General features: G+C 67.5%; 20 protein-coding genes. 10 read left to right on the forward strand and 10 right to left on the reverse strand.

Annotated features, from left to right (window positions below; all coding sequences use genetic code 11):
• Positions 1-100: 100 nt before the first annotated feature.
• The 3 genes from dsbE to Y900_RS25305 all read left to right on the forward strand — a co-directional run bounded on the left by dsbE (position 101) and on the right by Y900_RS25305 (position 1,841).
• Positions 101-589 (forward strand): disulfide bond-forming protein DsbE, encoded by a 489-nt coding sequence (gene dsbE / locus Y900_RS25295; protein WP_036345173.1) that lies wholly within the window; start codon positions 101-103, stop codon positions 587-589.
• 11 nt (positions 590-600) lie between these two features.
• Positions 601-1,458: a cytochrome c biogenesis CcdA family protein gene (locus tag Y900_RS25300; RefSeq protein ID WP_036345175.1), complete on the forward strand. Its 858-nt coding sequence runs from the start codon at positions 601-603 to the stop codon at positions 1,456-1,458.
• 68 nt (positions 1,459-1,526) lie between these two features.
• Positions 1,527-1,841, forward strand: a complete 315-nt coding sequence (locus tag Y900_RS25305; RefSeq protein WP_036345176.1) for a hypothetical protein — start codon at positions 1,527-1,529, stop codon at positions 1,839-1,841.
• Positions 1,842-1,910: 69 nt separating this feature from the next.
• Here Y900_RS25305 and katG read toward each other — a convergent pair whose 3' ends face one another.
• The 3 genes from katG to Y900_RS32205 all read right to left on the reverse strand — a co-directional run bounded on the left by katG (position 1,911) and on the right by Y900_RS32205 (position 4,871).
• On the reverse strand, positions 1,911-4,097 hold the full coding sequence (katG, locus tag Y900_RS25310; RefSeq protein WP_237752645.1) for a catalase/peroxidase HPI: 2,187 nt from the start codon (positions 4,095-4,097) through the stop codon (positions 1,911-1,913).
• A gap of 35 nt (positions 4,098-4,132) precedes the next feature.
• Positions 4,133-4,573 (reverse strand): Fur family transcriptional regulator, encoded by a 441-nt coding sequence (locus Y900_RS25315; RefSeq protein ID WP_036345178.1) that lies wholly within the window; start codon positions 4,571-4,573, stop codon positions 4,133-4,135.
• A gap of 67 nt (positions 4,574-4,640) precedes the next feature.
• Positions 4,641-4,871, reverse strand: a complete 231-nt coding sequence (locus tag Y900_RS32205) for a hypothetical protein (protein ID WP_131536280.1) — start codon at positions 4,869-4,871, stop codon at positions 4,641-4,643.
• 131 nt (positions 4,872-5,002) lie between these two features.
• Here Y900_RS32205 and Y900_RS25325 point away from each other — a divergent pair, with 131 nt between their 5' ends.
• Both Y900_RS25325 and Y900_RS25330 read left to right on the forward strand, forming a co-directional pair.
• Entirely contained in the window at positions 5,003-5,902 is a 900-nt protein-coding gene (locus Y900_RS25325) for a mycobacterial-type methylenetetrahydrofolate reductase (RefSeq protein ID WP_036345180.1), read from the forward strand.
• 13 nt (positions 5,903-5,915) lie between these two features.
• On the forward strand, positions 5,916-6,872 hold the full coding sequence (locus tag Y900_RS25330) for an enolase C-terminal domain-like protein (RefSeq protein ID WP_036345181.1): 957 nt from the start codon (positions 5,916-5,918) through the stop codon (positions 6,870-6,872).
• A gap of 16 nt (positions 6,873-6,888) precedes the next feature.
• Here Y900_RS25330 and Y900_RS25335 read toward each other — a convergent pair whose 3' ends face one another.
• The 3 genes from Y900_RS25335 to Y900_RS25345 are packed head-to-tail and all read right to left on the reverse strand — an operon-like array spanning position 6,889 to position 9,082.
• Entirely contained in the window at positions 6,889-7,074 is a 186-nt protein-coding gene (locus Y900_RS25335) for a hypothetical protein (protein WP_036345182.1), read from the reverse strand.
• Positions 7,075-7,076: 2 nt separating this feature from the next.
• On the reverse strand, positions 7,077-8,057 hold the full coding sequence (locus tag Y900_RS25340) for an MOSC domain-containing protein (RefSeq protein ID WP_051660258.1): 981 nt from the start codon (positions 8,055-8,057) through the stop codon (positions 7,077-7,079).
• Positions 8,058-8,074: 17 nt separating this feature from the next.
• Entirely contained in the window at positions 8,075-9,082 is a 1,008-nt protein-coding gene (locus Y900_RS25345) for a DUF3533 domain-containing protein (RefSeq protein ID WP_237752646.1), read from the reverse strand.
• A gap of 180 nt (positions 9,083-9,262) precedes the next feature.
• Between Y900_RS25345 and qcrB the strand changes: the two genes are divergently transcribed.
• Positions 9,263-10,906 (forward strand): cytochrome bc1 complex cytochrome b subunit, encoded by a 1,644-nt coding sequence (gene qcrB / locus Y900_RS25350; protein WP_036345184.1) that lies wholly within the window; start codon positions 9,263-9,265, stop codon positions 10,904-10,906.
• The gene (locus tag Y900_RS25355) at positions 10,903-11,835 is read left to right on the forward strand and encodes a zinc-dependent alcohol dehydrogenase (protein ID WP_202807782.1); all 933 of its coding nucleotides are present in this window, start codon (positions 10,903-10,905) and stop codon (positions 11,833-11,835) included. The genes qcrB and Y900_RS25355 overlap by 4 nt, the downstream gene beginning before the upstream one ends.
• Here the strand turns inward: Y900_RS25355 and Y900_RS25360 are convergent.
• Complete coding sequence (locus tag Y900_RS25360; RefSeq protein ID WP_036345187.1) at positions 11,832-14,360, reverse strand: glycogen/starch/alpha-glucan phosphorylase; 2,529 nt, start codon at positions 14,358-14,360, stop codon at positions 11,832-11,834. The genes Y900_RS25355 and Y900_RS25360 overlap by 4 nt on opposite strands.
• A gap of 289 nt (positions 14,361-14,649) precedes the next feature.
• Between Y900_RS25360 and Y900_RS25365 the strand changes: the two genes are divergently transcribed.
• Together Y900_RS25365 and Y900_RS25370 are read left to right on the forward strand one after the other, a co-directional pair.
• Positions 14,650-15,840, forward strand: a complete 1,191-nt coding sequence (locus tag Y900_RS25365; RefSeq protein WP_036345188.1) for an acyl-CoA dehydrogenase family protein — start codon at positions 14,650-14,652, stop codon at positions 15,838-15,840.
• Positions 15,841-15,894: 54 nt separating this feature from the next.
• Complete coding sequence (locus tag Y900_RS25370) at positions 15,895-16,242, forward strand: hypothetical protein (RefSeq protein WP_051660259.1); 348 nt, start codon at positions 15,895-15,897, stop codon at positions 16,240-16,242.
• A gap of 22 nt (positions 16,243-16,264) precedes the next feature.
• On the opposite strand, the gene Y900_RS25375 is transcribed toward Y900_RS25370, so the two are convergent.
• A complete protein-coding gene (locus Y900_RS25375; protein WP_036345190.1) occupies positions 16,265-17,650 on the reverse strand; it encodes an aspartate aminotransferase family protein in 1,386 nt (461 codons plus the stop codon).
• A gap of 27 nt (positions 17,651-17,677) precedes the next feature.
• A complete protein-coding gene (locus Y900_RS25380; RefSeq protein ID WP_036345191.1) occupies positions 17,678-19,195 on the reverse strand; it encodes a CoA-acylating methylmalonate-semialdehyde dehydrogenase in 1,518 nt (505 codons plus the stop codon).
• A gap of 81 nt (positions 19,196-19,276) precedes the next feature.
• On the opposite strand from Y900_RS25380, the gene Y900_RS25385 reads away from it, so the two are divergent.
• Positions 19,277-20,863 (forward strand): PucR family transcriptional regulator, encoded by a 1,587-nt coding sequence (locus Y900_RS25385; protein ID WP_036345192.1) that lies wholly within the window; start codon positions 19,277-19,279, stop codon positions 20,861-20,863.
• Here Y900_RS25385 and Y900_RS25390 read toward each other — a convergent pair.
• Positions 20,860-21,687, reverse strand: a complete 828-nt coding sequence (locus Y900_RS25390; RefSeq protein WP_036345193.1) for a formate/nitrite transporter family protein — start codon at positions 21,685-21,687, stop codon at positions 20,860-20,862. The two genes, Y900_RS25385 and Y900_RS25390, sit on opposite strands and share 4 nt — an antisense overlap.
• Between the last annotated feature and the right edge of the window lie 45 nt (positions 21,688-21,732).

The raw sequence follows: 21,732 nt of genomic DNA on the forward strand, positions 1-21,732 counted from the left end.
TAACCTGTCAACAAAGTATGACGTCGGGATTGAACCGGTTCACCTCCGGGAATCGTGCTTAGACAATGAATGCGCCCCGACAGCCAGGAGGTCATGCGCCATGAAACTCATGCTTCGAGCGCTGGCCGTGGTGCTGTCCGCGCTGAGCATCGCGGTCGCGGCGCCGCCGACGGCCGGCGCCGACGACCAGCTGGCGTTCACCGGCACGACGCTGAGCGGCGCGCCATTCAACGGCGCGAGCCTGCAGGGCAAGCCGGCGGTCCTCTGGTTCTGGACGCCGTGGTGCCCGTTCTGCAACGCCGAAGCCCCCAACGTCAGCCAGGTCGCCGCGGCCAATCCCAAGGTGACCTTCGTCGGCGTCGCCGCGCGTTCCGATGCCGGGCAGATGCAGGCCTTCGTGTCGAAGTACAACCTGAACTTCACCAACCTCAACGACGCCGACGGATCCATCTGGGCGCGGTTCAACGTGCCATGGCAGCCCGCGTATGTGTTCCTGCGTCCCGACGGCTCGTCCACGTTCGTCAACAACCCCACCTCGGCGATGTCGGAGCAGGAGCTCAGCGACCGAGTGCACGCGCTGGTGTCCTGAGCTTTCGAAAAGTGAATGCCAATCTGACCGGCCTGGCGCTGGCCGCGGGGATGGTGGCTGCGCTCAACCCGTGCGGGTTCGCGATGCTGCCGGCCTACCTGACACTGGTGGTACGCGGAGAGGACGCCGATCCCGGCCGCATCGCTGCGGTGGGCCGTGCGCTGGCGGCGACCGCGGCGATGGCGCTGGGCTTCCTCGCGGTGTTCGGCCTGTTCGGGTTGCTGACCGTCCCGATCGCCACCGCGGTCGAGCGCTATCTGCCCTACGCGACGATCGGTATCGGGATAGTCCTTGTCGCCCTTGGTATCTGGCTGGTCGCGGGCCGGGAATTGACCTGGGGGCCGACCGGGCCCGGCTGGCGGGGGGCGCCGACGGCACGGCTGGGATCGATGTTCGGCTACGCGGTGGGCTACGCGGTGGCGTCGCTGTCGTGCACCATCGGGCCGTTCCTCGCGGTCACCGGAGCCACGCTGCGCGCCGGTTCTGCTGTCGACGGCGTGCTCGTCTATGCCGCCTACGCCGGCGGGCTGGCCCTGGTGGTCGGTGTGCTCGCCGTCGGAATCGCCCTGACCAGTACGGCTTTGGTGGACCGGCTGCGCCGGTTGTTGCCCTACATCAATCGGATCAGCGGCATCGTGCTGATCGCGGTGGGGGCCTACGTGAGCTATTACGGCCTCTACGAGATCCGGTTGTTCAGCGCGCAGGGGGATCCGGCCGACCCGGTGATCGCCGCCGCCGGCCGGCTGCAGGGTGCGGTGGCCGGCTGGGTCTACCGCACCAGCGCCTGGACGTGGGTCGTGGTGCTGGCGGGGCTGATCGCAGCGGCGGCGGTGGTCAGGGTTCGGCGCAGCCGTCACCAGCGGCGCTGATCGCCCGAATCCGTCCGTCGCGCGTGGATATACTCCGCAGCACGTTCGACGCAGGGAAAGGGGACGCGATGAAGCGACAGTCGATGCGAACCTGGGGGGTCGCGGGAGCGGCAGTCCTGGCGCTCACCGGAGTGCCCGCCGCGATCGTGACGGTCCAGCCCGGCGGTCAGGCCCACGCCGACGTCTGCGCCAGCGCGGGCCGCCGGGTCACGGTCAGTGGGTGTGCGAACCTGTCCGACGTGATGGCGCCCTACGTGCCGCCGCCGTCGTACTACGCGCCGCTGCCGGAGGACTACCCGCCGCCACCGCCGCCACCACCGCCGCCGGTGACCGGCTGCGTGGGCTACAACGGCCGCTGGGTCAGCGCCGGCGGCTGTCGCTAGCCACACCACACACCACAACGACGAAACCCCGCGGGCAGTGCCCGCGGGGTTTCGCTTACGGCAACAGATCTAGGTCAGGTCGTACCGGTCGGCATTCATGACCTTGACCCATGCCGCGACGAAGTCCTCGACGAACTTGCCGGCGTTGTCGTCCTGGGCGTAGACCTCGACCAGGGCGCGCAGGATCGAGTTCGAACCGAACACCAGATCGTTGGCGGTCGCCGTCCACTTGAGCGCACCGGTGGTCCGGTCGGTGCCCTCGTAGACGTTTTCGGAGTTCGCCGACGGCTTCCACTCCGTGCCCATGTCGAGCAGGTTGGTGAAGAAGTCGTTCGAGAGCACGCCGACCCGGTCGGTGAACACGCCGTGCTTGGTGCCGCCGTGGTTGGCGCCGAGCACCCGCAGCCCGCCCAGCAACACCGTCATCTCCGGAGCGGTGACACCCACCAGGTAGGCCTTCTCGATCAGCAGCTCCTCCAAGGCAGCCTTCTCGCCGGGCCGCACATAGTTGCGGAACCCGTCGGCGCGCGGCTCGAGAACCGCGAACGCCTCCACGTCGGTCTGCTCCTGCGCGGCGTCGGTGCGGCCGGGTGCGAAGTGAACGTCGATCGCATAGCCGGCCTCCTTGGCCGCCTTCTCGATCGCGGCGTTGCCGCCGAGCACGATCACGTCGGCCAGCGACACGGTCTTGCCACCTGCGGCGTTGAACTCCTGCTGGATCTTCTCCAGCACAGGAAGCACCTTGGCCAGCTCGGCGGGCTCGTTGGCCTCCCAGCTGCGCTGCGGCTCCAGCCGCAGCCGGGCGCCGTTGGCGCCGCCGCGCTTGTCGGTGTTGCGGTAGCTCGACGCCGACGCCCATGCCGTCTTGACCAGCTGCTGAACCGTCAGGCCGGACTCCAGGATCCTGGCCTTGAGCGTGGCGGCATCGGAGTCGTCGATCAGCTCACCCTGTACCGGCGGCACCGGATCCTGCCAGAGCTGCGGCTCGGCAACCCAGGGGCCCAGGTAGCGGGTGATCGGACCCAGATCGCGGTGCAGCAGCTTGTACCAGGCTTTGGCGAACGCCTCGTTGAGCTCTTCGGGGTGATCGAGCCAGCGCCGGGTGATCGCACCGAATTCCGGGTCGACCCGCATCGAGACGTCGGTGACCAGCATCGTGGGCTTGCGGTTAGGGCCGCCGAACGGATCGGGGATGATCGCCTCGGCGTCCTTGGCCTGGAACTGCCACGCCCCCGCCGGGCTCTTGACCAGCTCCCACTCGTAGCCGTAGAGGATCTCCAGGAACGAGTTGCTCCACTTGGTCGGGGTGGTGGTCCACACCACCTCCAGGCCGCTGGTGATGGTGTCGCCGGCCTTGCCCGAACCGAACGGGCACTTCCAGCCCAGACCCAGCTGCTCGATCGGGGCGCCTTCGGGCTCAGGTCCCATGCCCTCGTCCGAGCCGGCACCGTGGGTCTTGCCCAGCGTGTGCCCGCCAACGATCAGCGCCGCGGTCTCCTCGACGTTCATCGCCATCCGGCCGAAGGTTTCCTTGATATCGATGGCAGCCTTCAGCGGATCCGGATTGCCCTCCGGCCCTTCGGGATTGACGTAGATCAGACCCATGGTTGTGGCGCCGTACGGCTCTGCCAGCGTGCGCTCATCGGAGTAGCGCTTGTTGGTGCCCAACCACTCGTCTTCCTCGCCGAACAGGATCTCTTCGGGCTCCCAGATGTCGGGGCGGCCGAAGCCGAAACCGAAGGTCTTGAAGCCGGCCGACTCCAGCGCCACGTTGCCGGCGAACACCAGCAGGTCGGCCCAGGAGATCGTGTTGCCGTACTTCTTCTTCACCGGCCACAGCAGGCGGCGCGCCTTGTCCAGGTTGGCGTTGTCGGGCCAGCTGTTGAGCGGGGCGAACCGCTGCATGCCCTGACCGCCGCCACCGCGGCCGTCGAAGATGCGGTAGGTGCCCGCGGCGTGCCAGCTCATCCGGATGAACAGGCCGGCGTAGCTGCCGTAGTCGGCGGGCCACCAGTCCTGCGAGGTGGTGATCACCGAAAGGAGGTCAGCCTTGAGCGCCTCGGGGTCGAGCTTGGCGAATTCGGTGGCGTAATCGAAGTCATCGCCGAGCGGGTTGGAGTACGGCGAGTGCGGGTGCAGCTTGGTGACGTCGACCTGATTCGGCCACCAATCCTGATTGGTGCGGGGGCCGTGGGCTTTCGGCTCCGGCGCGTCGATGACCGGATTCTCGCTCTCGGACACTTTTTGCCTTTCCATTCCATATTTCATTTGGGTGATTGGGCTGTGATCACTTATGTGATCGCAGAAGGTTCATTCGGCGAGCAGTCGGGACATAGTCCCCAGTAGATGACCTCGGCTTCGTCGAGCACGAAACCGTTGTGCTCAGACGGCGTCAAACAGGGCGCCTCGCCGACAGCGCAGTCGACGTCGCCGATGACACCGCACGATCGGCACACCACATGGTGGTGGTTGTCGCCCACCCGCGCCTCGTACCGGGCCACCGAGCCCGACGGCTGGATGCGCCGCACCAGGCCGGCCGCGGTCAGCGCGTGCAGCACGTCGTACACCGCCTGCCGGGACACGTCGGGCAGGCCGGTGCGGACGGCTCCGAAGATGGTGTCGGTGTCGGCGTGCGGGTGGGTGTGCACTGCGTCGAGTACCGCCAGACGAGGGCGGGTGACCCGCAGCTGCGCTGCCCGCAGCTGGTCGGAGAGATCCGAGACGGAGGTCACGTTTTGATAGTCGTCTCTTTTCTGGAACCAGTCAAGAGTTGTCCTGAAATGGATCCTGCACGCCTGGTCAGGGCCGTTGGGCTGGATCGTTCTTCGGACTGACAGTGGGGTTCAGCGGCGCAATCGGGGCCGGGCTGAAGCTGTTCGGCCCGGGCAGGGTGGCCTTGCTGGTGGGCTGCACCGACGAACTCGACGGAGCGGGTGCAGGAGTGCTGTCGGTGGATCCGCATGCCGGGAACGCGACGACACCCACGCCGGCCAGCGTGACCAGCCAGATCGCTCTCCTGGGACCCTGCATCGCTGAAAGCTACCGCGTTTGGCGGCGAAGTAAGGCCGCGACCGCGCTTTCTGTATGGTGATCGGCGGATCGCGTCCGGCGGCCACCTCGGACCGCACCCGGAAATCAGTCGTCTCGTCAGGAGCAGTTTCGTGCCCCTCAACACCGTTGCGCTCGAACTCGTGCCGCCCAACGTCGACCGCACGCCGGACGAGATGCTGGAGGAGGCGCGCAAGGTCGTGCAGCTGTCCGCGGAGACCGGACTGGACGGCCGGATCCGGCACGTGATGATCCCCGGGATGATCGAAGAGGACAGCGGCCGTCCGGTCGAGATGAAGCCCAAGCTCGATGTGCTCGACTACTGGTCCCGCATCTCGCCGGAGCTGCCCGGTGTGCGCGGATTGTGCACCCAGGTGACCGCTTTCATGGATGAGCCGACGCTGGTCAGCCGTCTGACCGCCCTGCTCGACGCGGGCATGGAAGGCGTGGCGTTCGTCGGTGTCCCGCGGACCATGAACGACGGCGAGGGCGCCGGTGTGGCACCCACCGACGCGCTGACGATCTTCTCCGAACTGGTCCCCAATCGCGGCGCGATCCTGATTCCGACCCGGGCCGAGGAGGCCGGCCGGTTCGGTTTCAAGTGCGGCCGGGGCGCCACCTACGGGATGACGCAGCTGCTCTACTCCGACGCGATCGTCGGCTTTTTGACCGAGTTCGCCGCCACCACCGACTACCGCCCGGAGATTCTGCTGTCGTTCGGTTTCGTGCCGAAGGTCGAGTCCCGGGTGGGTCTCATCAACTGGCTCATCCAAGACCCTGGCAATGCCGCCGTCGCCGCCGAGCAGGACTTCGTCCGCACCCTCGCCGAGAGTGAGCCGCAGGTCAAACGGCAGCTGCTGGTGGACCTCTACAAGCGGGTCATCGACGGCGTCGCCGACCTCGGGTTCCCGCTGAGCATCCACTTCGAGGCCACCTACGGGATGTCCCGCCCGGCCTTCGACACCTTCGCCGAGATGCTGGCGTACTGGTCGCCGGCGACATCCGCATCCTGACGCCTCACCGCCCATGAAGGAAATGATCGACTTCGACGGCGCACCGATTTTCGCGATCCCGGCGCGTGCGGGCTATCGCGGGTTCGGCGGCTGCGAGGGAATGCTGCTCGAAGGCCCGCAGGGCTGGGGTGAGTTCTGCCCGCCGCGCACCGGCAGTGATCTGGTGGCGGCCCGCTGGTTGACCTCGGCCATCGAAGGCGGAACGGTCGGCTGGCCGGACCCGATGCGCGGCCGCGTGCCGGTCGCGGTCGCGGTGCCCGCGGTGGGAGCCGAGGAGGCGGCCGCGATCGCCGTCGGCAGTGGGTGTCAAGCGGCCGACGTGGTGGTCACCGGTCTGCCGGACGATGCCGACCGGCTGGCAGCGGTGCGCTCAGCGCTCGGGCCGGACGCGTCGATCCGTTGCCTGGTCGACCGGTGGTGGGATGTCGACACCGCCGCCGAGACGATCCCCGGGCTGGACGTGGCGGCCGGTGGTCTGCAGTTCGTGCAGCAGCCGTGCGCGACCGCGCGGGAGCTGGCCGCGCTGCGGCGCCGGATCGACGTGCGGGTGGCGGTCGACGTCTCCGACCTCGGCAGCGACGGGCTGACCATGTCCGAGGTCGCCGACATCGTGGTGCTGGACGCCGCCCCGCTCGGCGGCGTGCGCCGGGCATTGCGGTTCGCCGAGAAATGCGACCTACCGGTTGTGGTGTCCGGCGCCGGTCAAACCAGCATGGGACTGGCCAGCGGCGTGGCGTTGGCCGGTGTGCTGCCCGAGCTTCCCTTCGCCTGCGGGCTGGGCACCGCCGCGGCCCTGGCCGGCGACATCGTGCCCGCCGGACGCACATTGATCACCGCCGACGGGTACCTGCCGGTGGCGCCCTCGGCCCCGGCGCCAGACCTGGATCGCGTCGCGGAATTCACCATCGACGACGTCGAGCGCATCGCGTGGTGGCGCGAGCGGCTGCGCACCGCCCGAGAACTTCTCTGAGTCTCTGAGTCGCGCGTCAGCGCCGCGGGCGCCAGGCCGCGACGGCCACCACGACGCCGACCAGCACGACGATCGGGCCGAGCACCGACCACGTCGTGGTGTTGCTCATCGGGCTACCCTGAACCGCTCCGAAACCCTGCAGGGTGAACAGCACTCCGAACAGCGCGACCAGCACGCCGAGACCTCCGACAACGTGACGCATGGTCACCCCTTCTTTCCGCTGGGCATGGCCGCCGACACCGCACGCATGACGGCCCTCTTCACTGTCGCCGCGCCGCCACCGGCGGTAGCACTCAGCGCGGTCCGGTTCGGTGGATTCAGGTGCAGCACATCACCTTCGGCGATTCGGCCGGCGCGGGTGACATTGCCGTAGACGCCGAAGCAGCGGCGGGTGTGCGCGGCGATGGTGCGGGTGACCTCCTTGTCCCGCTTGAGTTCGGGCTGCTCGTGGGACGGCATCACGCAGCGAATCGTCGGGATCATCGGCGCAAGCTCGGCGTGCGGAGCGTGCAGTCGTCCGCCGCACCACTCCCACTCCGGGTGAGCGGCCGGGCTGGGGGAGTCCACCACGAGCGTCGGGCGGAACCGTCGCACGTCGAAATCGGAGTCCGGCGCCAACGACCCGAGCGTCGCCAGGCTCTGCTCGGTGATGATGTGCACGGGATAGGCGTCCACATAGCTGCCGACCGGCGTCGCATAGCGGCTGATCTCCGCGAGCTTGCGCACCGGGAACATCGACAGATCGGGCAGCGGCTCGTCGTCGTCGAGTCCGAAGATCGTGCGCAGGTCGGTCTTGGTGGCCATCGGCGCCCGGTATTCGCTGCGCCGGTCGATCGGCGGCAGTGGCCGAAGTTCCACCTCATGGTCGAGGTACCGCGAGAGTGTCTGGTGCACAGCCGGATCCGAGCTCGACACTTCGGTACCGTCGGGGAAGCCGATCAGCACCTCCGGTGCGTGTCCCGGCCCGGCATCGGGGCCGGGTGGCTGCGCGTAGCGCGCCGTCAACCACAACAGGCCGGGCAGCCGTTTGGCACTGGTGGTCGCGTCGGACTCGACATCACGCACCGCCCACGTCCGGTCGGCGTGCACGCCCAGGTCGCCGACTTCGGCCTCGGTGACCTGCTCGCCCTGCATCGACTTCACCGGATAGCGCCAGATCGAGGTGATACGGCCGGCCTGAATCATCCACTCAGCCTAGAACCTCACTCCGCCGGTGAACGGCGAAGCGTCCGGGACGCCACGATCAGGGCGGCCAAGCTGACCACCAACCACAGCCCCAGCACGATGAACGGCAGCGGCCGCTGGTTGTGCGGGAAGTAGGTCGCGGCGTGGATCGCCGACACCGTCGCGCCGCTGGGCAGCGCATGGTTGAAGAACGCGAACGGCTGGGGCAGCAGCGACGCCGACACCGCCCCGCCCGACGAGGTGTTGCCCAGCAGGATGAACACCAGCCAGGTCGGGATGATCGCCCACCGGTGGATCAGCACCAGCATGGTCGAGTTGAACGACGCGGCGACCGCGATCTGGACCGAGATCAGCAACCACAGCTGAGCAAACGGTGTGCTCAGCGCGCCCAACACCGGGCCGGTCACCGCCGCCAAAGCCGCGCCGCCGACGACGGCGAGTACCGCCATGCTGAGCAGCCAGCGGCGCAAGGTCAGCGTTTTGACGTTGGCCCGCAGCTGGAACATCGTGGTGAAGCCCAGGATCGTGGCGGCGATGACCAGATAGAAGGTGGCCAGCCCGGCCGGGTCGGACGGCGGCAAGGGATGCAGGTCGACGATCGGCAGGATGAACTGTCCCGGTTGCGTCTGGTCCAGCTGGATCAGCGCGCGCGTCCCCGACGGATCGCTGGCGCTGGACAACAACAGTTGCGGCGGCTTCGACGTGGCGTCAATGGCGGCGGTGATGCGTTGCTGATTGATCTCGGCGACTGCGGCGTCCCGGGTCGCGTACTCGTGGACGTCGAACTCATTGCGGTTGGTGCGCAACGCTTTCTCGAACGGTGCGGTGTCGGCCGTCGACCCGATGACTCCGACGGGCAGGTTCCGCGGGGAGGGCCGGCCCAGCGCGACGGTGTAGGCCGCGGCAAAGCTCGACGCCAGCACGATGGCGATCGCGAGCACCGTGGCGACCTTGCGGATCTCCAGCGGGATCCGCCGAATGCCGCGCAGGGGAGCCTCCGGCGATTCCTCGGTCACTGCGGCCACAGCACTCCTCGTCCTTGAGATGGCAGATCAACCTACCTCGGTGACGCGGCCGCTGACCGCAAGCGCCAGGAAGTCTGACGTAAGAATGACCGACAGTCCCCACGGCCATCCGCGCTCGCTCCGGCTCCGAACCACTGACGCCTGCTCAGTTCAGCCCGGGCGCAGCTTCGGAGGATCGCTATGAAATCAGCCGCCACGCTCGCCGCATCCCAAGGCGATGCGATCGACTCTCGCTACCACCCGTCGGCCGCGGTCCGGCGGCAGTTGAACAAGGTCTTCCCCACGCATTGGTCGTTTCTGCTGGGCGAGATCGCGCTGTACAGCTTCGTCGTTCTGCTGATCACGGGCGTCTATCTGACGTTGTTCTTCGACCCGTCGATGACGGAGGTCACCTACAACGGCGTGTACCAGCCGCTGCGCGGCATCGAGATGTCGAAGGCGTACGCCTCCACCCTCGACATCACCTTCGAGGTGCGCGGCGGCCTGTTCGTCCGCCAGGTACACCATTGGGCCGCGCTGCTTTTCGCCGCCGCGATCATGGTGCACCTCGCGCGGATCTTCTTCACCGGAGCCTTCCGCCGGCCGCGCGAGGCCAACTGGGTGATCGGGTCACTGCTGTTGATTTTGGCCATGTTCGAAGGGTTCTTCGGCTACTCACTGCCCGACGATCTGCTGTCGGGCACCGGAATCCGGGCGGCGCTGTCCTCGATCACGCTGGGGATTCCGGTGATCGGCACCTGGATGCACTGGGCGCTGTTCGGCGGCGACTTCCCGGGTGACGTCCTGATCCCGCGGCTCTACGCCATCCACATCCTGATCTTCCCCGGAATCATGTTGGCGCTCATCGGTCTTCATCTGGCGCTGGTGTGGTTCCAGAAGCACACCCAGTTCCCCGGCCCCGGCCGCACCGAGAATAACGTCGTCGGCGTGCGAGTGATGCCGGTGTTCGCGGTCAAGTCCGGTGCGTTCTTCGCGATGACCGTCGGTGTCCTGGGCCTGATGGGTGGCCTGTTGCAGATCAACCCGATCTGGCAGATCGGCCCCTACAAACCCGCCCAGGTGTCGGCGGGCAGCCAGCCCGACTTCTACCTGATGTGGACCGACGGGCTGATCCGGTTGTGGCCGGCGTGGGAGATCTACCTCGGCCACCACACCATCCCGGCGGCGGTGGCGGTCGCGGTCCTGATGGGCGTCATCTTCCTGCTGCTCATCGCCTACCCGTGGATCGAGAAGCGGCTCACCGGCGGTGACGCGCACCATAACCTGCTGCAGCGGCCACGGGACGCTCCGGTGCGAACGGGCATCGGCGCCATGGCAATTGCCTTCTACATCGTTTTGACCTACAGCGCGATGAACGACATCATCGCCTATCAGTTCCACATCTCGCTGAACGCGACGACCTGGATCGGCCGGATCGGAATAGTGGTGCTGCCGCCGCTGGTCTTCTTCATCACCTACCGCTGGGCTATCGCCTTGCAGCGCAGTGACCGTGAGGTGCTCGAGCACGGCGTCGAGACCGGCATCCTCAAGCGGCTGCCGCACGGTGCGTACGTCGAGTTGCATCAGCCGCTGGGCCCGCTCGACGCAGAGGGCCACCCGATCGCGCTGGAATACCAGGGCGCCCCGGTGCCCAAGCGGATGAACAAGCTCGGCTCTGGCGGGGCACCCGGTCGCGGCAGCTTCCTCACCGCCGACCCTGCCGACGAGGACGCCGCGCTCAGCGAGGCGGCCCACGCCGCCGAGCAGCGCGCGCGCACCGCGTTGATGGAACGGCAGACCCTCGACCGGGCGGCCGAGAGGCGGGTCGGCACAATCGAGCTATGATGCGCGCCGTCCGTTCGATCCAGGGGTCAGCCACCGTCGTCGACGTCGACGAGCCCGCGGGTGACTGGCCGATCGTCGAGGTCGGATCGGCCAGCATCTGCGGCAGCGACCTCGGCATGCTGTCGTTCGGCCTGCCGGTCACGATCGGTCACGAGATCGCAGGCACGGTGGACGGCCGGACCTACTGTGTCGAACCGACAGTGGGCTGCGGGCAGTGCGATCAGTGCCGTGGCGGGTCACCGCAACGGTGCCGGGGAAGCGCACCGCACGGGCTGCTCGGAGTCGCGTTCGACGGTGGCCTCGCCGACCGGGTCCGGGTGCCCGCCGAGTGCCTCGTGCCACTGCCCGACGGTCTACCCGTCTCCGACGCCTGCCTGGTCGAACCGCTCGCGGTCTCCTGGCATGCGTTGCGTAAGGTCGGCGCCGACACCACCGATCGGGTCCTGGTCGTCGGCGGCGGAAGCGTCGGGTTGCTGGCCGTCGCCGCGGCCCGCGCCATGAGCCTCGGCGTCGACCTGCACGCCCGCCACCCGCATCAGATCGAGGCGGGCCAGCGACTCGGCGCTGGGCGCCCAGACGGCGAGTACGAGGTCGTGGTGGAGGCGGTGGGCACCGACGAGGCGGTGGCCGACTGTGTGCGCCGTGCCGTGCCGGGCGGCCGGATCGCGATAGTCGGTGTGTCGCACGGCAACCGAGCGGTTCCGGGCATTCCCTGGATGCTGAAGGAACTGACGCTGACCGCCTCGATGTGCTACGACCGCGGGCGTGACAACCGCGAATTCGTAGACGCGGCTGCGGCGTTGGCCGCAGATCCGGAGATCGCGGCCACCGTCGTCACGCACCGCTTCCCACTGGCCGACGCGGCGCGGGCGTTCGGGGTTGCCGCCGACCGGCGAAGCGGGGCGATCAAGGTGGTGTTGGAACCTTAGAGCGTCACCGGCATCGCGCCGACATGCCAGATCTCGTCGGAGTATTCGGCGATCGCGCGATCCGAGGAGAACTTGCCGCTGCGGGCCGCATTGAGGATCGACATCCGCGACCAGGTGTCCGAGTCCTGCCAGGCGGCGCTGACCCGGGCCTGGCAGTCGACGTAGGAGCGGTAGTCCGCCAGCACCAGGAACGGGTCGTGGTGCAGCAGGTTGTCGACCAGCGGACGCAACACCTCGGTGTCACCGTGCGTGAAGGTGCCGTCGACGATCAGCTCGAGCACTTCGGCCAGTTCCGGGTCGCGTTCGACGAAGGCGGTCGGCCGGTAGCCGTCGGCCTTGAGTTGCTCCACCTCGTCGACGGTCAGACCGAACAGGAAGAAGTTATCCGGCCCGGCCTCCTCACGAATCTCGACGTTCGCGCCATCGAGGGTCCCGATGGTCAACGCCCCGTTGATCATGAACTTCATGTTGCCGGTTCCCGACGCCTCCTTGCCCGCGGTGGAGATCTGCTCGGAGAGGTTGGCAGCCGGATAGATCAAGTGCGCGTTCTTGACGTTGAAGTTCGGCAGGAACACCACCCGCATGAACCGGTTTACGTCCGGGTCGTTGTTGACGGTGGCGCCGACAGCGGTGATCAACCGGATCATCCGCTTGGCGATGAAGTATCCGGGTGCGGCCTTGCCGCCGAAGATGAACGCCCGCGGGGCGATCGCGAAGCCCGGGTTGCGCTTGAGCCGGTTGTACAGCGTGATGATGTGCAGCACGTTGAGGTGCTGGCGCTTGTACTCGTGGATGCGCTTGACCTGCACGTCGAACATCCAGGTCGGGTCGAGCTCGATGCCGGTCGAGGCGTGCACGTATTCGGCAAGCCGGCTCTTGTTGGCGCGCTTCATATCCCGCCAGCGTTCACGGAACGCCGGGTCCTCGGCGTAGGGCTCCAGCCTGCGCAGCTGGTCCAGGTCGGTCAGCCAGCCGTCGCCGACGGTCTCGTCGAGCAGCGTTCGAAGCCCCGGATTGGACAGCGCCAGGAAGCGTCGTGGCGTGACGCCGTTGGTGACGTTGCCGAACCGCTCCGGCCACATCTCGTAGAAGTCCTTCAGCACACTGGCTTTGAGCAGCTCGGAATGCAACGCGGCTACCCCGTTGACGGCATGGCTGCCGACGGTGGCCAGGTGCGCCATCCGCACGCTCTTGCCGCCGTCCTCACCGATCAGCGACATCCGTCGCTCCCGCTCGGTGTCGCCGGGGAATTTGTCGCGGACCTCCTCCAGGAACCGGTCGTTGATCTCGTAGATGATCTCCAGGTGCCGGGGGAGTGAGTCGCCGAAGATGCCCAATGGCCACGTCTCCAGCGCCTCGGGCAGCAGCGTGTGATTGGTGTAGGCGAAGGTCGCGACGGTGATGTCCCAGGCTTCGTCCCAGCCCATGTGGTGTTCGTCGATCAGCAGGCGCATGAGTTCGGCGACCGCGATCGACGGGTGGGTGTCGTTGAGCTGGATGGCCCACTTGTCGGGCAGTGCGCTCAGCGGCAGCCGGGCCCGTTCGGTGTGGATCCGCAGGATGTCCTGCAGCGACGAGCTGACGAAGAAGTACTGCTGTTGCAGTCGAAGCCGCTTGCCGGCTTCGGGTTCGTCGTTGGGGTAGAGGACTTTCGAGATCTTCTCGGAGAGCACCTCGTCCTCGACGGCCTTGTAGAAGTCGCCGGTGTTGAACGCGTCCAGCGCGAACGAGGACACCGATCGGGCGCTCCACAGGGTCAGCGTGTTGCAGGTGTTGACGCCGTAACCCTGGATCGGGGTGTCATAGGAGACACCCTTGATCACCCGTCGCGGAATCCAGCGCACCCGATGATTGCCTGCGACGTCCTCGTACTGCTCGGTGCGGCCACCCCAGTTGACCAGATAGCTGGCGTCGGGTTTGTCGATCTCCCAAGGGTTCCCGGCCACCAGCCAGTTGTCGGTCTTCTCGACCTGCCAGCCGTCCTGGATCTCCTGGTCGAAAATGCCGAACTCGTACCGGATTCCGTAGCCGATCGACGGCCGCTGCAGTGTGGCCATCGAGTCCAGGTAGCAGGCGGCCAGCCGGCCGAGGCCGCCGTTGCCCAGCCCGGGCTCCTCCTCGCACTCCAGAATCGCGTCGAGATCCTGCCCGAGTGCCGCGAGTGCCTCGCGGGCCTGGCGCTCGATGCGCAGATTGAGCAGGTTGTTGCCGAGCTGCGGGCCCATCAGGAATTCCGCGGACAGGTAGCACGTCACCTTGGCCGGCCCGTGCAGCAGATCCTGGGTGGTGGCCATCCAGCGCTGCTGCATGCGGTCACGCACCGCAAGCGCCAGCGCGCGGTAGTAGTGCTCGGGGGTCAGCACGCTCGGCGGCCGGGCGATGGAGTAGGCGAGGTGGTCGGCGATCGCGCGGTGCAGCGCGTCGGCCGACAACCCCGTGCGGCTGTGTTCGTGCGGCTGCGCGCGGCTCACACCCCCATCACGGTCGGCGACATCACCGGGCGCACTGCTCACCACATCGGTCATTGCGTTCTCCTGGTCCCAGACCACTTCTCGATCTCGTACGCGACCCGCAGTTTGACACCGTCGTATTTCAGCGAGGCGAGGTCCATGAGTCGGTCCCGTGAACTGTTGCCTGTGGGTCCTACGATCGCGACGACGACCACCGTGGCGAACCAGCCGAACAGCGAAGACGGCCCCGACCGGTGACATCGTCCGGTAATCGCTCCCGCCGAGCAGTTCCGGGCTATACAGTTTTCCGAAATTGTTCACTAAAGTTGAGCTGCCGCGCCAGCAGATCGGACACGACTCGGAAATGACTCAGACGTCGACTGTGCAGTCCACGACCCGGCCGCTCGGGTTGGCCCGCGGCATGCGCGATCTGGTGGTGGCGCAGGCCGGTGAGTCCGAGCGGCTGCGCACCATTGCCCCGTCCATCGTCGACGAGATGTGGGCCAGCGGACTGATGTCGTCGTTCAATCCCGTCGCGGCCGGTGGGGTCGAGCCCTCGTTCGCCGAGATGATCGAGACCTGGATCGAGATGGCCTGGCAGGACGGCTCGTTCGGCTGGATCGGGATCGCAAACCTGCCGTCGTCGTTCGCCGCCGCGGCCTATATGTCGGACGAGGGTTTCGCCGAGGTCTTCACCGCGAACGACAACCGCGTCACGATGGGTGGCCAGTTCTTCCCCAACGGTCAGGGCGTCGTGGTCGACGGCGGCTACCGGGTGACCGGATCGTGGAGTTTCGGGTCGGGCACCGGCCATGCCGAGTACGTCTGTGCGGGTTTCTTCCCGATGGTGGACGGCCAGCCGGTGATGGGATCCGGTGGACTGCCGGAGATGCATGTGGCCGTCGTCCCGCGTGCGGATGTCGTGTTCACGGACGGCTGGCATGTCCAGGGTCTCAAGGGAACCGGATCGTATGACTACGGTCTCGATGACGTGTTCGTGCCGGCCGGCCGGACCTTCCCGCTGTTCTCCAGCTCGCCGTACCGGGGCAGCTCGCCGGCGACCCGGATGGGACTGATGCCGGTGACCGCGGCCGGGCACGCGGCGTGGGCGCTCGGGGTTGCCAAGAGCATGCTCGATGACGTCGAGGAATTGGCGGCCACCAAGTTCCGGATGAGCGACATGGCCTCACTGGCCAGCCGGCCGACCTTCCAGAAGGGGCTGGCGCATCACGTCGCGGCGTGGCGGGCGGCACGGCTGCTGGTGCTGGATGCCTTCGGCACCGCCGAGGCCGCGGTCGCCGCCGGCGAGGACCTGACCCCCGGGCTGCGCGCCGACATGCGGGTGGCCGCGGTGTACGCCACCGACGTGGCGCGCGAGGCAGCCGAGTGGGCACACCTGGCGGCGGGCACCACCTCGATTCGTGAGGGCAGCCGCCTCGAGCGCGCGTTCCGCGACATCTACACCGGCACCCAGCACGCGTTCATCAGCGAGAAAGTCTCCATCGACGTGGCCCAGATCTGGCTCGGCATCATCGACGATCAGCCGGGGTTGTGACGCCCCGGCATTTCGCGCGCGGCGCAGGTCCGGCCGCACTAATGTCCAACGGTTATGACCGACTGGTCCGATCCGCGGCTGCCGACCAACCAGACGAGTAGCCCCCGCCAGCTCAAACGGCTGAGCCGCAACTTCGCCGGCGTCGGCGTCGGAATCCCGCCCGAGCGTCTACAGCAGATCGCGATGGGCCACGCGGCCACCGAGGACGAACTCGTCGACGTGTCGTTCGCGCTGACCGCGACTGCGCTCCGCAGCGAGCAGCGGCGATCCAAAGTCGGCCGCGCACAACGGCGCTGTGTGCGCGGCGCCATCGTGTTCGTCGCGATCCTGATCGCGATCAACGTGCTGATGTGTCTGGGTCTGTTCCTGTTCGTCCTGACCCAGCACACTTCTCCCTATTAGGTCCCTATTGGGCCGCCAGGCCCTAGCCCGTCACGTACCCGTCGGCGACATCGAGCGCCTTGTCCAGAATGGCCAGTCCCTCGGCCACCTCGGCGTCGCTGATGTTGCATGCCGGCACCGCGTGGATCCGGTTGAAGTTCGCGAACGGCAGCAGCCCGCCGGACTTGCATGCGGCCAGCACCGCGTTCATGGCTGGGCTCGAACCGCCGTAGGGCGCCAGCGGTTCCCGCGTCTGCTGGTTGGCCACCAGCTCGAGCGCCCAGAACACGCCGAGTCCGCGGACCTCACCGACCGACGGGTGGCGGGACGCCAGCTCGCGCAGACCCGGGCCGAGCACCTGCTCGCCGATTCGCGCGGCATTGGCCACCATGCCTTCGTCTTCCATCGCGTTGATCGTCGCGACCGCCGCACCGCAGGCCAGCGGATGCCCTGAATAGGTCAGCCCGCCCGGGTAGGCGCGGTCGGCGAACGTCGAGTAGATCGCGTCGTTGATGGCCACGCCACCCAGCGGCACATACCCCGACGTCACACCCTTGGCGAACGTCATGAGGTCCGGCACCACGTCGAAGTTCTGGATTGCGAACCACTTTCCGGTCCGGCCGAAGCCCGCCATCACCTCGTCGGCGATGAACACGATGCCGTGGCGATCGCAGATCTCCCGCACGCCGGCCATGTACCCGGGCGGCGGCACCATGATGCCGGCGGTCCCGGGCACCGATTCCAGGATGATCGCGGCGATCGAGTCCGCGCCCTCGTGCTGGATCAGCCGCTCGAGGTAGTCCAGCGCCCGCTCGGACTCCTGCTGCTCGGTCTCTGCGAAGAACGACGAGCGATACAGGAACGGGCCGTTGAAGTGCACGACGCCGGAGCTGGCGTAGTCGTTGGGATAGCGCCGCGGGTCACCGGTGAGGTTGACCGCGGTGTCGGTGCCGCCGTGGTAGGAGCGGTAGCGGGAAAGCACCTTGTAGCGCCCGGTGTGCAGCCGCGCCATCCGGACGGCGTGCTCGACGGCGTCGGCGCCGCCGTTGGTGAAGAACACCCGGTTCAGGTCACCGGGGGTGCGCTCGGCGACCAGCCGGGCCGCCTCGGAGCGGGCGGCGTTGGCGTGCTGCGGCGCGATCGTGCACAGCTTCGCGGCCTGTTCGGCGATTGCGGCGACGACCTTGGGGTGCTGATGGCCGATGTTGGTGAACACCAGCTGGGAAGAGAAGTCGAGCAGCTTGTTACCCTCCCCGTCCCACACGTAGGAGCCCTCCGACGCGACGATTGTCATCGGCTTGATCTGGGCCTGCGCCGACCACGAGTGGAATACGTGCGCACGGTCCAGTTCGTAGGCCCGGGCGGCCTCGGCGCGTGCGGTGTCGAGGTCCTGACCGTTGGGCAGGAGGTGGGATTCGGTCGTCGTCATGCGTGCCTCTTTCGAGCTCGGTGGTGCTCAGTGGTTCTGGGGGAAGCCGAGGTTGATGCCGCCGTGGGAGGGATCGAGCCACCGCGTCGTCACCACTTTGCCACGGGTGAAGAAGTGCACGCCTTCGGTGCCGTGGGCGTGAGTGTCACCGAACAGCGAACTCTTCCAGCCGCCGAAGCTGTAGTAGGCGGTCGGAACCGGGATCGGCACGTTGATGCCGACCATGCCGACCTCGACCTCGTTCTGGAAACGCCGTGCCGCGCCGCCGTCGTTGGTGAAGATCGCGGTGCCGTTGCCGTATGGGTTGGAGTTGATCAGCTCCAAGGCCTCGTCGTAGGTGTCGACACGGACCACCGACAGCACCGGGCCGAAGATCTCGTCGGTGTAGACGCTCATCTCGGGGGTGACGTTGTCGATCAGGGTGGGCCCCAGCCAGAAGCCGTCTGCCTCCCCGTCCACGGCCGTACCGCGGCCGTCGACGACGATCGTGGCGCCGTCGGCTTCGCCGGCGTCGATGTAGGAGGCGACCTTGTCGCGGTGGGCCTTGGTCACCAGCGGGCCCATATCGGTGTTGCGGGTGCCGTCGCCGATCTTCAACGTCGTTGTGCGCTCGGCGATCTTGGCGACCAGCTCGTCGGCGATCGGGCCGACCGCCACGGCTGCCGAGATCGCCATGCAGCGCTCACCGGCCGAACCGAAGCCGGCGTTGACCATCGCATCGGCGGCCAGATCGAGGTCGGCGTCGGGCAGGATCACTGCGTGGTTCTTGGCGCCGCCCAGGGCCTGCACCCGCTTGCCGTGCAGGGTCGCGGTCGAGTAGATGTACTGCGCGATCGGCGTGGAGCCGACGAACGACACCGCCTTGATCGACTTATTGGTCAGCAGCTCGTCGACGGCGACCTTGTCGCCCTGCAGTACATTGAACACCCCGGCGGGCAGACCGGCCTCGGCCCACAGGTTGGCGATCCACAGCGCCGCCGACGGATCCTTCTCAGAAGGCTTGAGCACCACGGTGTTTCCGGCTGCGATGGCGATGGGGAAGAACCACATCGGCACCATCGCGGGGAAGTTGAACGGACTGATGACGGCCACCGGGCCGAGCGGCTGGCGGATCGAGGCGACGTCGACGTTGGTCGAGGCGTTCTCGGTCATCCCACCCTTGAGCAGATGCGATATGCCGCAGGCGAATTCGACGACCTCCTGGCCGCGGCTGACCTCGCCGAGGGCATCGGAGAGCACCTTGCCGTGTTCGGCGGTGATGATCGCGGCCAGCTCTTCCTTGCGGGCGTTGAGCAGTTCGCGGAACGCGAAGAGGATCGTGGTGCGCTTGGCCAGCGAGGTGTCGCGCCAGGCCGGGAACGCGGCGGCCGCGGCGGCGATGACCGCCTGCGCGTCGGCGACGTCGGCCAGCGCGACCTGACCGGTCACCTGGCCGGTGGCCGGGTTGGTCACCGCGGCCGTCCGGTCGCTGCTGCCTGCGAAGTTCTTCCCGTCGGCCCAGTGGGCGATGGTCCGGACGCGGGTGTTGGGCGCTGTGAGGGTCATACCTGCGATTCTGGTGCAGGATGGCCCAGGTCGAGGCCGACGATATGTAAATGAATTACTGTTCTCTCTTACACTGTGTTAATGCAGTTGACCCTTGCCGACATCCTCGAGCTGCCGTCGGTGCGCCGGGGCGATCCGGAGATGGTGTGCACCGGACCGATGGACCAGCCGGTGCGTTGGGTGCACGTCAGCGATCTCGCCGACCTGTCGGGCCTGCTGACCGGCGGGGAATTGGTGCTGACCACGGGTCAGGCATTGGCCGATCCGTCGCGCCGGGACGCCTATCTGCCCGGCCTTGCGAAGGCCGGCGCGGTGGGCGTGGTGATCGAGCTCGGGCTGCACATCGACCGGCTTCCGGAGTCTGTGCGCGCCATCGGCTCGGCGCTGTCGCTGCCGGTGATCGTGCTGCACCGGACGGTGCGCTTCATCGATGTCACCGAGGAGGTGCATCGCCGGATCGTCGCCGACCAGTACGCCGAAGTCGAGTACGCCCAACGGGTACACGAGGAGTTCACCGCGCTGAGCATGCGCCGGGCATCGATCGACGAGATCGTCAGTGCGGCAGCCCAGATGCTCGACACACCCGTGGTGTTGGAAGACCTCAACCGTCAGGTGCTGGCGTTCGACGGCCGGGGCCTGTCGGCGGCGACACTGCTGGTCGACTGGGAGCGGCGCTCCCGGCTGGCGGGTGGTGACGCCTGGACCGCGTGCCCGGTGGGCCCGCACCGCGAGGAGTGGGGCCGGTTGATCGCGCCGCGGATGGCCGCGGCCGACGGCCGGTCGGTGATGACCCTGGAGCGCGCGGCGCAAGCGCTGGCGTTGAACCGGATGGTCGAGCAGAACCGCAGCTCACTGGAGCTACGCGCGCAGAGCGGCCTCGTCGACGACCTGCGCCGCGGTCGCATCACCGACGAGGCCGAGGCCACCGCCCGTGCGCATGCGCTGGGGCTGCGGCCGGCGCTGACGTATGTGCCGATGGCGGTGCGGCTGCGGGAGACGCCGGGCGCCGATCAGGTCGCGATCGCCCAGCGGCGGGTCCGCACCCTGGACGCGATCATGCACACCGTGCGTGCGGCCGGCCATACCGGTTTGGCGGCCACCCGTGACGACGGCCAGATCGACGTGGTGTTGGCGCCGCAGCGCACCAGCCGGGTCCCCGGATCGCTCGATACCGTGTTGACCGACGTGTGTTCGGCTACTCGGCGCGCGGTCGCCCATCTAGACGGGGTGAGCGGATGTGCCATCGGCGTGGGCCCGGAGAACAGCCGGCTGGTCGACGCGGTGGGCGGCCTGCGCGAAGCAGGGCACGTCGCCGAGGTGGCGATGTCGATGCCCTTGCAGGACAAGCCGTTTCATCGAGCGTCGGATGTCCGCTTGCGCGGCCTGCTGTCGCTGATCCGTAGTGATCCTCGTGTGCAGGCGTTCGCCGAGACTGAGCTGGCCGGGTTGCTGGCGGATCGGGCCAAGCACGGCGACGAGGCCTTCGACCTGCTGTGGCACTTCCTGCAGGCGGGCGGCAACAAAGCCGAGCTCGCCAGGACGCTACACATGTCGCGGCCCACGCTGTACGCGCGGTTGGAGGCGCTGCAACGGACCGTCGGACTAGATCTCGACGACGCCGAGTCCAGGACGTCGCTGCAGGTGGCGATGTTGATCCTCAACGTCTAGTCCGCTGTCGGATCGTCGGCGTCGCGACGCTCGTCTTTGATCCGTTCTTTGCTCCGCAGTAGACGCAGCAGCGTCACCAGCACCAGGCCGCCGACCATATTGCCGACGAGCGTGTACCAGAACCACCCCAGCCAGTCGAGATAGCCGAAGGGTGCCTCACCGGTCGACAGGGCGCCAAAGATCAACAGCGAGTCCAGGATCGAGTGGAACAGCTGCAGTCCGGCCAGGACGAAGGCACCGGCCACCGCGGCCGCGATCTTGCCGGGAACCGAGTCGGTGCCGTGCTGCATGCGGGTCATCAGCGTGATCACCATGCCACCCAGCACTGCCAGCGCCATCGTCTGCACCGACAGCGGTTCACCGACGAAATGCTCAGCGGAGGTGATGGTTTGGCTCCTGAGCTTGGGGAATGCCGCGATGATCAGCGCCATGATCAGCCACCCGCCGACCAGGTTGGCCACCAGCGTGCCGCTCCACAGTTTGGCGAGCTGGCCGACGCTGGCCCGCTTGGCGGCCACCGTCGTGACGGGAACCAGGAAGCCTTCGGTGAACAGCTCGCTGCGGCCGAGCAGCAGCGCCAGGAATCCGATCGCGAATGCGACTCCGGCCAGCAGCTGATTGTGGGTTTCGTGCAACACGGACAGGTAGGCCAGCACCCCTATCGCAACCTCGGTACCACCGAAGAATCCGGTGACCAGGACTTCACGCCAGCTGCGGTGCAGTCGTTGACTGCCCTCGTCGATCATTCGGTTGAAGGCGGCTTCGAGTTCGTCCTCGATCGGGCTGTCGGACTCGCCGAGTTGGCGCTGGCTCGTTGAACTCACGAATCCGTGTACCCACCTGCAGCCTTCCCGACACCGGACGCCGCT

The organism is Mycolicibacterium aromaticivorans JS19b1 = JCM 16368 (assembly GCF_000559085.1).
Lineage (GTDB): Bacteria > Actinomycetota > Actinomycetes > Mycobacteriales > Mycobacteriaceae > Mycobacterium > Mycobacterium aromaticivorans.